At 33.8% G+C, this 12,620-nt stretch carries 9 protein-coding genes and 2 riboswitches; of the genes, 6 read left to right on the top strand and 3 right to left on the bottom strand.

What is annotated here, in order from left to right; genetic code table 11:
• Nucleotides 1-94 precede the first annotated feature (94 nt).
• Nucleotides 95-1,165: a lactonase family protein gene (locus CN601_RS04530; protein ID WP_098170318.1), complete on the top strand. Its 1,071-nt coding sequence runs from the start codon at nucleotides 95-97 to the stop codon at nucleotides 1,163-1,165.
• Nucleotides 1,166-1,286: 121 nt separating this feature from the next.
• Here the strand turns inward: CN601_RS04530 and CN601_RS04525 are convergent, their stop codons facing one another.
• The 3 genes from CN601_RS04525 to CN601_RS04515 all read right to left on the bottom strand — a co-directional run bounded on the left by CN601_RS04525 (nucleotide 1,287) and on the right by CN601_RS04515 (nucleotide 4,305).
• Nucleotides 1,287-2,729, bottom strand: coding sequence for a spore germination protein (locus CN601_RS04525; protein ID WP_098170234.1), 1,443 nt, complete (start codon nucleotides 2,727-2,729; stop codon nucleotides 1,287-1,289).
• Between the two features lie 748 nt (nucleotides 2,730-3,477).
• Nucleotides 3,478-3,897 (bottom strand): CBS domain-containing protein, encoded by a 420-nt coding sequence (locus CN601_RS04520; protein ID WP_098121463.1) that lies wholly within the window; start codon nucleotides 3,895-3,897, stop codon nucleotides 3,478-3,480.
• Nucleotides 3,898-3,924: 27 nt separating this feature from the next.
• Entirely contained in the window at nucleotides 3,925-4,305 is a 381-nt protein-coding gene (locus CN601_RS04515) for a Na-translocating system protein MpsC family protein (protein ID WP_098170233.1), read from the bottom strand.
• 115 nt (nucleotides 4,306-4,420) lie between these two features.
• Nucleotides 4,421-4,560, bottom strand: a riboswitch (cyclic di-AMP (ydaO/yuaA leader).
• 128 nt (nucleotides 4,561-4,688) lie between these two features.
• Nucleotides 4,689-4,832: riboswitch (cyclic di-AMP (ydaO/yuaA leader) on the top strand.
• A 486-nt stretch (nucleotides 4,833-5,318) separates the two neighbouring features.
• Between CN601_RS04515 and CN601_RS27985 the strand changes: the two genes are divergently transcribed.
• The 5 genes from CN601_RS27985 (at nucleotide 5,319) to CN601_RS27835 (ending at nucleotide 12,528) form a co-directional block, all read left to right on the top strand.
• Nucleotides 5,319-5,396, top strand: a complete 78-nt coding sequence (locus CN601_RS27985; protein WP_088012318.1) for a potassium-transporting ATPase subunit F — start codon at nucleotides 5,319-5,321, stop codon at nucleotides 5,394-5,396.
• 31 nt (nucleotides 5,397-5,427) lie between these two features.
• The gene (gene kdpA / locus CN601_RS04505; RefSeq protein ID WP_098170317.1) at nucleotides 5,428-7,101 is read left to right on the top strand and encodes a potassium-transporting ATPase subunit KdpA; all 1,674 of its coding nucleotides are present in this window, start codon (nucleotides 5,428-5,430) and stop codon (nucleotides 7,099-7,101) included.
• Between the two features lie 32 nt (nucleotides 7,102-7,133).
• Nucleotides 7,134-9,173, top strand: a complete 2,040-nt coding sequence (kdpB, locus tag CN601_RS04500) for a potassium-transporting ATPase subunit KdpB (RefSeq protein WP_098170232.1) — start codon at nucleotides 7,134-7,136, stop codon at nucleotides 9,171-9,173.
• 24 nt (nucleotides 9,174-9,197) lie between these two features.
• A complete protein-coding gene (gene kdpC / locus CN601_RS04495) occupies nucleotides 9,198-9,758 on the top strand; it encodes a potassium-transporting ATPase subunit KdpC (protein WP_098170231.1) in 561 nt (186 codons plus the stop codon).
• Nucleotides 9,759-10,194: 436 nt separating this feature from the next.
• Nucleotides 10,195-12,528 carry a histidine kinase gene (locus tag CN601_RS27835; protein WP_098170230.1) on the top strand — a complete coding sequence of 778 codons (2,334 nt, stop codon included), beginning with the start codon at nucleotides 10,195-10,197 and terminating at the stop codon, nucleotides 12,526-12,528.
• Nucleotides 12,529-12,620 lie beyond the last annotated feature (92 nt).

Raw genomic sequence — 12,620 nt, 5'->3', positions numbered from 1 at the left:
TAAAATATTAAGTGTAATTGAAAAGGCAAAAATTCCATATAAAAATAAAAAAGGAGGTGTGGGTTAAGTGTATTACAGAAATCAACGCCCAAGTATGGTTTACATGATGACTAACATGGATACTATGAATCAAGTTATTGCTTTTAGTAGGGGGATGAATGGGATGCTGACCTTTATAGGAGCATACCCGACTAACGGAAAAGGGACCGGAATAAAAGAAGTTTCCGGAGCAACCGCCAATGATGGTGTAGATCCCCTAGCATCACAAGGGGCATTGACATTAACGAAAGATGGACATTTATTATTTGCTGTTAACGCAGGAAGTAATTCTATTAGTAGTTTCATAGTAAATGAGAATGGAACTCTAACTCTTGTGGATGTGAAGCCATCGGGAGGTGAACAGCCCAATAGTATAGGGGTGTCTGGTAATCTACTCTATGTTTCCAATGTAGGTAGCCAGGCTAATAATTTTGCTTCTAATATTACTGGTTTTGGCATAGATGCTAATGGACGACTTTCTCAAATCCCTGAATCCACTCACATTCTAAGTACTGCTAATGCTCAGCCAGCTCAGGTTTTATTCACACCGAATGGAAGTAAACTTCTCGTATCTGAACTCACAACAAATCGTCTAAGTATTTTTAATGTAAATAGAAATGGTACCTTGACTGGACCAGTAATAAATAATTCAAATGGAACAGGACCATTAGGTTGTCATTTTCTTTCCACAGGGATCTTATTAGTAACTGAAGCAGGCACTAATGCACTGTCATCCTATTCATTAAGTGAAAATGGGAATCTAAAAGTTGTCAGTGGCTCTGTACAGTCGGGATGGAAGACTGCTTGCTGGGTTATTACAACAATTAACGAAAGATTTGCATTTGTTACTAACACTTTAAGTGGCACAATCTCAACTTATCGAATCAATCATAACGGTGTACTGACAGTCGCCGGATATACTACGAGTACACCTGCAGGAATGACTACTGGTCTGCCAATGGATGTCGGAGTTAGTAATGATGGAAAATATTTTTACACTTTAAACGGCAATCAAGGTTCTGTTTCTGTATTTCAAATTAACGATGATGGTAGTCTTGTCAGATTGCAAGTTGCTGTTTGGACACCAGAGTTATATTTTGGATCGCAAGGTTTGGCAGTTCTTTGACTCAACTTAGTAGTTATTTTACATAAAGAATCGCACTTACGTAGTGAGTTGCGAAAATAAAAAGGAGCACAATTCATTTCAAAAAGTGAAAAGTGCTTCTTTAATTATGTGATTTAGAAAGTTATTTTTTATCCTTGTGTGGATAAGTATGTTTACTATTAATCAAACTACGCAAATCTCCACGAAATAAAACATCTTTGAATTCCTTATATTGAAAAGGAAAAAATGGTGCTAAATAAGGTACCCCAACTGATTTTAGATTTGCAATATATATGATTGTAATGATTAGTCCTATTGCCATACCGGTTAATCCGAAATAATAACCTATTAATAGAAATAAAATTCTAAGTACACTCATTACACCCCATAGTCCACCAGCTGTTAGTGACATACTTGTTAAAAAACTAATACCTACAACAATCAAACTTAAAGAATGGACTATTTTAGCATCTACAGATGTTTGGCCAACTACAGTTGCACCTATGAGTGATACTAATAATACCGTCGATTTAGGAATGCGTAAGGATGTTTCTGAAAGTAGATCAAAAATAAATTGTAAAAATAAAATTTCTAAAGGTAACGGTAATAATGTATCTGATTGAGTTAAAAGATCTTTACTAAACTTATGTGGAAACCAATCCTGGTGAAATTGAACTACAGTTGCGTAAAGGCCAAGGAGTAATATAGATAGTAGCCAACTGAAAAAGCGGAGAAATCTAATAATAAACCTTCTACCTTTCATAGTATATTCATCTGGTTGTTGAAAATAATGAATAAATAGGGTAGGTACAATTAAGACGTATGGGGTACCGTTTACGATAACGATTGTTCTACCTTCATACAAAGCTGATACCGATACATCTGGTCGCTCACAAGTAAATACTAAAGGAAATAATACCTTTTTTTCTTCTATAGCATCTTCTATAACCCTAGCTTCGAGTAGGTAAGTTACATCGATTTCCTTAATTCTCTTCCTTGTTTCTTCAAGGACATTTTTATCTACAAATTCTTCAATATAGACGATTGCAACATCTGTCTTCGATTTCGTTCCAACTGAAATGCTCTCAACAGTAAAATCTGGAGTTTGGATCAAACTCCTAAGCAGATTCACATTCACTTTTAATTGTTCATTAAATCCAATTAACGATCCTTTTCCTGTTCTTTGAGTATCTGGTTCTGATAGTGCCCTAATTTGCCAATCAGCTGAATCAGCCAATATCCCTTGATCAAATCCATCAATTAAAACGAGTGCCTTACCCTTAGTTAATGCAAAATAAATTTCATTAAACTTAGTGACAAGACCGGCATCAATGATTGAAATTCTTTCTGAAACAATCGACTCCAAATTCCTAATGTTAGAAAGCCCTTGTAAAGGTTGGAGAATATTTTCCTGTAAATTTCTTGTGTCAGTAATTCCATCAATATAAAGAATAGCTGCTTCACGAACCACATCAATTGTAAATGAACGTATTTTTAAATCGGATGATTTATTAACGGCTTCTTCTATTTGTTTAATATTTTTATGCAAACTGATCGATAAAGTAGTTGATGTAGATTCGTTCATAAAGTCACTCCTAAATTAGGCAAATAATTAGGTTCATATTAGAAAGAATTGCCTAAAAGGAATGTATGTAAACTATGTTTATATTTGTAATAATGGAATTCTAAAAATTAAAATATTTCTAATTTGAGATTAATATAATGTGATTATCCAATAACCTAATTGATATTTTTTCGAAATACTCAATAACGTAAAATCTTGAGCAGCTAAAGAGATATATCTACTTTTAGATCAACCTAGTCGATGAACTTTTTTAGACAGTTCTTTTTTTGTTCCTGAGTAGTGCTGATATTCAAAAATACGAACACATTATGTCTTTTGTTTATAAAGCTGTGAACTTTGTTCATAAAGCGGGTTTACTGCTGTTTGTCAGTTGATCTAAAGCAGTTTCAATACAGCACAAGCACGAACATTTTGTGAACACCGTTGATAAAGTTGTGAACTCCGTTGATATATTGCTAAACTCCGTTGATATAATGCTGAAACCGGTTGATATAATGCTGAACTCCGTTGATATATTGCTAAAACCCGTTGATATATCGTTAAAACTTGTTGATATAGCACTGAAACCCGTTGATATATCGTTAAAACTCGTTGATAGATAACTTAAACTTGCCCATACTCAAGCAAATCTAAATGATCTATCTCAAATTTTGCTTTCAAACATGTTTATGCTAATAGTATTCCATGCAAATATGAAAAAACCGCCAGGAATTCTTAATTCCTAGCGGGTTTTCATTGTTTTTATGAATCAAATAGATTGGCTTTCTGATATTAATTTCTTAGTACAATACTCAATAATTTCTCTTCGTTTAACCATGCCGATAAAAACTTCATTATCGTCGATCACAGGAATGAAGTTCTGATTAATGGCTCTTGAAAATAAATCCTCTATTTGTGCGTTTATTGAAACAGGAGCATAGATGTTGTGTAAGGATAGTTCATTTAAGTTTATTTCATGAGTATTTGTAAATGATAAACCTTCTGTGTTCTTTAGCTTCCATAATAAATCACCTTCGTTAAGTGTACCAACATATTTCCCATTATCATCTACTAATGGTATAGCCGTATAACGATGGTGTTCCATTTTTTCAAGTGCTTGACGCATTGTTGAATTGATATTCATATAAACAAGTTCATTCTTTGGGGTAAAGAAAAACGCGATATTCATTTTTCATACTCCTTATTCTGTAATTTATTAGTTTTTGTTTTTTTCTTCTAATATTTTACCAATATTTTGATCCATTACAAAAACTTCAATTCGTTCACCAGTATTTGTACTAGTATCACTATGGCTTGATAATACCTTAAATCCGGTATGTTTTTCAACGATTTCTTCATATTCTTTACTGTACATTTCCCTAAGTACTTGTCGCATTTTTTTAACAAGACCTTTTCCAGTATGATGAGAAACTAAATGTTTCTCTTCCGTTGTTAAAACTCCTTTGAATCGAAGGATAATCATATCTTCAACTATATAAGTCTTTGCTTCTTGAGGACCTCTGCCAATAAGTTCTCTTTGGAACTTTATAAATGCCTCACTTAATTCTATTTCAAGTTTTTTTTTCGATGTGATCATTAATATCTCTCCCATAACGTTAATTAAAACAAAAAAATAGCTACAAGAAGAGCAATCTCCTCGAAGCTATTTATTTCAATGGAAAGTATATTGAAATATTAATAACTCGATTAAGTTTTGCTCTCTTCAAACGCTGGCGAGGTTAGCTGACGGATTCGGACTTGAAAAGTAGCCCTACCTATATTGGATTCACCCCATGTGCACTGCACGAATGGTTCCCCCGCTCGAAAATTTACGATTTAGCGATTAGCAGATTTATATTGTTGATATGTTTATAATAACGAGATAAATAAAATTGTAAAGGGGGAAAATTTAACTAAAAATTTTTTTCGTGAAAAAAACTCTTTACATGTAAAAATCATCGCCGTATAATCAAGTCAACAAAATAAATATCGCCTTAATTACGAATCATCGTAAACGGAGGAACCAATTTTTTGGGGTTAATTCTACATGAATGTAGAAGGGATGAGATACTCTTTCGCCATCCTACCCGACAGCTAACTTCGTAGGCTAAAGCGAGGGAGGTCAGTAGACCGCCTAATTTGAGCGGGTTTTTTTAATGCAATTTTTATTGCAGTAATTTTACCTGGGCAAATAATTGAGTTGGTCTTTTTATTTTGTTATAAAATGGAAAATTTTGGATATTGCATAGAAAAGATTAGGGAGACAGAACACAAAGAGAGCATAGTGCTAGCTGGGTGTTAGGTAGACCAATGAATACTTTTCTTCCAATTTCAATTAACTAAAACTTTTTTAGGTATAAACATGATTGGTTTTTAAAATGTTTAAGCCTTATTTAAATTAGTTAATTTGTTGGAGGATTAGTATCCATTGGTCTTTTTTATTGCTTAGAAAACAAAATGGAAAACATTGTAACAAAAAAGTTTTGCGAAAAAAGAAAGGAGAATTGCAATGATTAATGATCTTACAATGGTAGGCTTACTAGTTATCGTTTTTGCAATTTTTTGGGGTTTTACAATATTTTGCGAAAAGGCGTAAGGGGGAACTAACAAATGCTTATTCCAGCGATTATTGGAATTGTACTTATTTTATATTTAGTTTTTGTACTAATTAAACCGGAGAAATTTTAGTTACTTTAGTGGGAGGAATTAGGAAATGACCATGGGAATTTTGCAGGTAGTTGTTACATTGCTAATTATTATTTTATTAGTAAAGCCAGTAGGTAGCTACCTTGTTAAAGTATATGACAGTGAGAAAACAGGGTTAGATCGTTTTTTTGGACCTTTTGAAAGATTAATTTATCGTTTAATCGGTGTACGAAAAGATGAGAAAATGGGTTGGAAAAAATATGTTTTGGCAATGTTACTAAGTAACTTTGTCATGATGATTATTTTATACGCAATCTTTAGGTTTCAAAAATATTTGCCTTTAAATCCTGATCATATAGGAAATATGCCATCAGCTTTGGCATTTAATACGGCAACTTCATTTATAACAAATACAAACTGGCAAGCTTATAGTGGGGAAAATTCACTATCCTATTTTTCACAAATGATGGCTATTACATTCCCAATGTTTACCTCAGCTGCTACCGGTTTTGCTGTAGCGGTCGCATTTATTAGGGGATTAGTAGGACGTCAAGATAATCTAGGAAACTTTTATGTTGATTTAGTTCGTACAATCACTCGTGTACTTTTACCAATATCATTTATCGTTGCGCTAATTTTAGTATTTCAAGGTGTACCACAAACTTTAAAAGGTGCTGTGGATGCGACAACAATTGAAGGGGTTAAACAAATAATTACTAGGGGACCAGTAGCTGCACTTGAATCAATTAAACATATTGGTACAAACGGCGGTGGATTTTTTGGTACAAATGCAGCCCATCCTTTCGAAAACCCAACACCATTAACAAACTTAGTTCACATTGTTTGTATGATGCTTTTACCAACTTCATTGGTTTATGCATTTGGAGTGATGGTGAAAAACAAAAGACAAGGTTGGACAGTATTTGCTGCAATGGGCATCTTGTTTATTGCGCTTTTAACGACTGTATTTGTAGCAGAGTATAATGGTACTCCCGCATTACACACACTTGGTATTCATGGAAATATGGAAGGAAAAGAAGTTCGTTTTGGGATATCTGAATCAGCGTTATTCACGGCAGTTACTACTGCAGCAACGACAGGTTCGGTCAACAACATGCACGATTCTTTAACACCAATCGGTGGGATGGTTCCACTAGCTGAAATGATGTTTAATAATGTTTTCGGCGGTAAGGGTGTTGGTTTATTAAACGGATTATTATATGTCATCTTAACAGTCTTTATTTGCGGGCTAATGGTTGGTAGAACACCAGAATTTTTAGGAAAGAAAATTGAAGCGAAAGAAATTAAACTAGCATCGATTGCTATATTAACTCATCCTTTAATTATTTTAGTTCCTACTGCTTTAGCTTTGGCATTAAAAGGACCAGTTTCTTCTATATTAAATCCAGGCTTCCATGGTATGACTGAAGTATTGTACGCCATTACTTCTGGAGCAGCTAACAATGGATCAGCATTCGGTGGATTAACAGCTAATACTGACTTTTATAATATCGTCATCGGTTTAGTTATGTTATTTGGTCGCTATATTTCAATTATTGCTATGTTAGCAATTGCTGGATCGTTTTCGACAAAGAAAATTGTTGCAGCATCGTCTGGAACATTCCGAACAGATACACCATTATTTACAGTTATTTTAATTGCGATTATTTTAATTGTCTGTGCATTAACGTTTTTCCCAGTACTTGCACTTGGACCAATCGCTGAACACTTAGGAATGTTTAAATAGTAGCAATAATAACGAAAGAGGAGATTGATCATATGGCTATTGAAAATAAGCCTATTTCAAAAGAAATAAAAACTCAGGCAATTATCGATTCATTTAAAAAGTTGAATCCACTAGTTATGATAAAAAATCCAGTTATGTTTATAGTGGAGGTCGGTACGTTTATTACATTAATTTTATCCATTAAACCAGATGTTTTTGGTTTTGATACAGTTGGAAGAACATACAATATAGCGGTATTTTTTATATTATTATTTACCGTCCTTTTCGCAAATTTTGCAGAAGCACTTGCGGAAGGACGCGGCAAAACGCAGGCAGACACATTAAGAAAAACGAAATCAGAAACAAATGCAAAGTTAAAACAAAAAGATGGATCATATATAGAAGTACCGTCAACTTCATTAAGAAAAGGAGATATCGTTCGAGTTGATACAGGCGAAATTATTCCTTCAGATGGAGAAATTATTGAAGGTTTAGCTTCCATCGATGAATCAGCTATTACTGGTGAATCAGCGCCAGTAATTAAAGAAGCAGGTGGAGATTTTTCATCTGTAACTGGTGGTACTCGAGTAGTATCAGATTATATTATTGTTAAAATATTAACTGATCCTGGTGAATCATTTATTGACCGTATGATTTCATTAGTTGAAGGAGCAGCTCGTCAAAAAACTCCGAATGAAGTTGCATTAACGACTTTATTAGCTGTGTTAACTTTAGTGTTCTTAATCGTCATTATGACACTTGTGCCAATTGCGAATTATTTAAATGTCTCAATTGATGTAGCAACATTGATTGCCTTACTTGTTTGTTTAATACCGACTACAATTGGTGGATTACTTTCTGCGATCGGAATTGCAGGGATGAACCGCGTCACACAATTTAATGTTTTAGCGATGTCTGGTAAAGCTGTTGAAGCTGCTGGAGATATTGATACGATGATTTTAGATAAAACTGGAACAATTACATTTGGGAACAGAATGGCGAGTGAATTCATTCCAGTTGGAAGTATAACAGAAAAAGAAATAACGCTAGCTTCTTTAAAATCTTCTGTAAAAGATGAAACACCAGAAGGGCGTTCAGTTGTAGAGCTATCGCATAAAAATGGGTTAAGCTGGAATGAAAATGAATATAAAGATGCTGAAATTATCGAATTTACTGCTGAGACTAGAATGTCTGGCTTAAATTTAAAAGATGGAACTGAAATTCGAAAAGGCGCAGTGGATGCAGTTAAACAATATGTATCTGCTAAAGGGGGCAATATCCCAAGCGAGCTTGATGAAAAAGCAAATGTTGTTGCGAAAGCAGGGGGAACACCACTTGCTGTTGCAATTAACAATAAAATATACGGTGTTATTTATTTAAAAGATACAGTAAAACCAGGATTAAAAGAACGATTTGATGAATTAAGAGCAATGGGGATTAAAACAGTAATGTGTACTGGTGATAATCCTTTAACAGCTGCAACAATTGCGAGAGAAGCAGGTGTTGACGAGTTTATTGCAGAAGCTAAACCTGAAGATAAAATTGCTGCAATCAAAAAAGAACAAAATGAAGGTAAATTGGTTGCGATGACTGGAGATGGAACAAATGATGCTCCTGCTCTAGCACAAGCTGATGTTGGTTTAGCGATGAATTCAGGAACGATGGCTGCAAAAGAAGCTGCAAATATGATTGACTTAGACTCTGATCCTACTAAACTATTATCTGTTATTGCAATCGGTAAGCAGCTACTAATCACTCGTGGTTCTTTAACAACTTTTTCAATAGCAAATGACATTGCGAAATATTTCGCGATTATTCCAGCTTTATTTATTATGGCAATACCGCAATTAGATTATCTTAACATTATGGGATTGAGTTCGCCCAAATCAGCAATCCTATCAGCATTAATATTTAATGCAATCATTATTCCTCTCCTCATTCCTGTTGCAATGAAGGGTGCGAAGTATAAACCGATGGATTCAAATAAACTATTATCTAAAAACCTATTAATCTATGGACTTGGTGGAGTTATTGCACCATTTATTGGAATTAAATTAATCGATATGCTTGTATCCACATTGCATTTTGTTTAATTCATTGGAATTGGAGGATTTATTGTGAAATCAATTATGATTGCCATAAGAGCATCTATTATATTGTTATTAATTTGCGGATTTATTTATCCGTTAGCTACAACAGGTGTTGCGCAAGTTATTTTTCCGAAACAAGCGGATGGTAGTTTAATAGAGACAAATGGAAAAGTTAAAGGCTCTAAACTATTAGCTCAAGAATTTAAAGGACCTGAATGGTTCCACTCTAGAGCATCTGCTGCTAACTATAACCCAACTGCTTCAGCGGCAACAAATGCAGCAGTTGCGTCAAAAGAATATATTAAGGCAACAAAAAATAAAATAAATGAGTTGAAAAAAGATAATAATGCTTTAGGTAAAACAATACCAGCGGACTTAGTTACTACATCTGGTTCGGGTTTTGACCCAGATTTATCACCAGAAGCAGTGAAGGCTCAAGTACCTAGGGTTGCAAAGGCGACGGGGTTATCTGAGGATCAATTAATCACATTAATTAATAAGCATACAAAAGCGCGTCAAATTGGAATATTTGGTGAGCCACGTGTGAATATATTGGAATTAAACTTAGATTTAGAGAAATTGAGATAAAGGGTTTATGAGTAAGTAACTCATAAGTGGTTCATGAGTAATAAAAATAGCATCAATATGAGAATATGTAACTCATAGAGGGTTCCTGAGTAAGTAAAAGAGCAAAAAAATGAAAAACAGTTACTCATAAAGGGTTCATGAGTAAGTAAAAGAGCAGAAATAAGGAAACAAGTTACTCATAGAGGGTTCATGAGTAAGTAAAAGGGCAAAAAAGTGAAAAATAGTTACTCATAGAGGGTTCATGAGTAAGTAAAAGGGAAAAAAAGTGAAAAATGGTTACTCATAGAGAGTTCATGAGTAATCAAAACAGCAAAAAAATGAAAAAGCCTTACTCATAAAAGGCTGTTGTGAGAAGCAACACCACATTACATTCTTAAACAGCCTGCAAGGAGAGATTTATTCTCTCCTTTTTTATATAAAGAAGGGAGGAGAAATCTTGAGTGACAGACAATTTCGTAGGAAAACACCTGAGGAATTACTTGAATCTATTCAGAAAATCAAAAAAGGTCGATTAAAAATCATTATAGGTACTGTAAGTGGATCGGGAAAGACTTATCACATGCTCCAAGAAGGTAATGTTTTAAAAGAACGTGGAATTGATGTTGTCATTGGATTAATTAATGAGAGAAGCCGCCAAAATACAATTGATCAAATTGGCTGTTTGGATAAGGTATCTACCATTATTTGGGATGGTGGAGGAATGATTAAACAAGACCTTGATTTGGAAGCGATTATTGCAAGAAATCCTGAAGTTGTTCTGATTGATTCACTTGCTCATCTAAATCGACCAGGTGCAATGTTTCAAACACGTTTAGAAGATATAAACTATTTAATCTCTAAAAATATAAGTGTTATTACAACGATGAATATATATGAAATAAAAGAAGTTTATGATGAAGCTGCCAAATTGACGGATGGAAAAGTAGAGAAGAGTTTTTTTGTTCCAGAAGAAACTTTAGCATTAGCAGATGAGGTGAAGTTATTAGATGTTTCACCAGAAGTTATTTTACAGAGATCAAAAGAAGATTTTTACAATAAAAATGAAAACAAAAAACGTAATCAGTTATTTCATAAAAGTAACTTAGCTGTACTTCGAGAGCTTGCACTTCGTTTCATAGCTAGTGAAGTAAATGATGAACTTGATGAATATCGAGAAAAACACGGTATAGTAGGGCCATCAGGAGCCTCGGAGAAAATTTTAGTTACAGTCCAATATCATTGGAATGGATCTATTTTGATACGTAGAGGACAACAAATTTCTAAAAGACTCAGTGGTGATCTACAAGTAGTATGTTTTCGGGCCGCTAATAAAAAATTGACAAATGATGAATTAACCTTTAAACGCTCCATCATAAAGCTTGTTGAAAAAGTCGGAGGTGCTTTTGAAGAATTACCTTTGAGTAGCAATTCAATTGCGAGTGAAATAGTCGACTATTCAATTCGTAACAACATAACAAGTATTGTATTAGGCCAATCAAAAAGGACTCGTTGGGAAGAGATTGTGAATGGTTCGATCGTAAATAAAATTTTAAGAAAAACGAAAAAAAATGATGTGTTTATTGTTGCTGATCGAGCAGAAAAAGCTGGTGAAAGAGTTATTCCTACAATGCAAATAAATAAAGAAACAATGGATCCGTATCGTCGTTTAAGTCCGAAAGAGCTTGCTAACGTAATTAATAAAATTAAACGAGGTACCTTAAAAGTTTATATTGGGGCCGCTCCTGGTGTCGGAAAAACATATTCGATGTTAAGGGAAGGAAACGAACTGAAGAAAAAAGGGATAGATATTGTAATCGGCTTACTTGAAACTCATGGTCGGAAAGAGACACTAGAAAAAGTAGGAGATTTAGATATTATTCCGAGAAAAGTAATCCCATATAAAGGAACTACACTAGAAGAAATGGATACTGAGGCAATTATTCAAAGAAATCCAGAAGTAGTGTTAATAGATGAATTAGCACATACGAATATACCAGAGAGTAAGTTTACTAAGAGATATATGGATGTTGAAGAAATACTCGAAGCCGGAATTTCAGTTATTTCTACTATGAATATTCAACATATTGAAAGTTTAAATGATAGTGTCGAACAAATTACTGGCGTTAGAGTTAGAGAAACGGTACCTGACAATGTTCTAAGAGATGCTACTGAAATTGAATTAATTGATATTTCACCTAAAGCATTAAGGGTTCGAATGAAAGAAGGAAGAATTTACGCGCATGCAAAAATAGAACAATCACTAAATAACTTTTTTAAAACGGGAAATTTAATTGCCTTGCGGGAATTAGCACTAAGAGAAGTAGCTGATGATGTAGATGAACGTCTTGAAGCATGGGAAAGAGATTTAACACTTAGAGGACCGTGGAGACAAGAGGAAGTAATTTTCGTGTGTGTAAATTTAAAATCAAATAGTGAAAGACTAATAAGAAGAGGATTTCGATTAGCGTATCGATTAAAAGCTAAATTTTATGTAGCCTATGTTAAAGAACATGATAAATTATCCGAAGAAGAACAGCTTTCCTTAAAAAAGATAAAAGAGTTAACTGAACGTTTAGGTGGTTCATTTGAATTATATGAGACAACTGATCGACGGCATGTATTTATCGAATTAGTCAAAAACATCATTGAAAAAAAGACTACCCATGTCATTATTGGACAGTCAGCTCGTACTAGATGGAAAGAAATAAAAACGGGATCAATTGTTCAAAAACTGTTAAGGGAGTTACGGCATTTGGATGTTTTAGTAGTAGCTGATCAAAGCTTAAAATGATGTTTTTATTTTTGTGTAGCATGAAATGATTGAATTTCATGCTTTTTTGTTGTTTAAAATTAATGTCACCATAATTCATAAAATTATTATTA

This window comes from Bacillus sp. AFS017336 (genome assembly GCF_002555445.1).
Taxonomy (GTDB): Bacteria; Bacillota; Bacilli; order Bacillales; family Bacillaceae_G; genus Gottfriedia.
This window is presented reverse-complemented; position numbering and strand designations above follow the sequence as displayed.

What these genes read in the sequence shown, in the direction of transcription:
- CN601_RS04515 (WP_098170233.1), bottom strand. Translation starts at nt 4,305, where the DNA reads ATGATCACATCGAAAAAAAAACTTGAAATAGAATTAAGTGAGGCATTT.
- CN601_RS04525 (WP_098170234.1), bottom strand. Translation starts at nt 2,729, where the DNA reads ATGAACGAATCTACATCAACTACTTTATCGATCAGTTTGCATAAAAAT.
- kdpB (WP_098170232.1), top strand. Translation starts at nt 7,134, where the DNA reads ATGGCTATTGAAAATAAGCCTATTTCAAAAGAAATAAAAACTCAGGCA.
- CN601_RS04520 (WP_098121463.1), bottom strand. Translation starts at nt 3,897, where the DNA reads ATGAATATCGCGTTTTTCTTTACCCCAAAGAATGAACTTGTTTATATG.
- CN601_RS04530 (WP_098170318.1), top strand. Translation starts at nt 95, where the DNA reads ATGGTTTACATGATGACTAACATGGATACTATGAATCAAGTTATTGCT.
- CN601_RS27985 (WP_088012318.1), top strand. Translation starts at nt 5,319, where the DNA reads ATGCTTATTCCAGCGATTATTGGAATTGTACTTATTTTATATTTAGTT.
- kdpA (WP_098170317.1), top strand. Translation starts at nt 5,428, where the DNA reads ATGGGAATTTTGCAGGTAGTTGTTACATTGCTAATTATTATTTTATTA.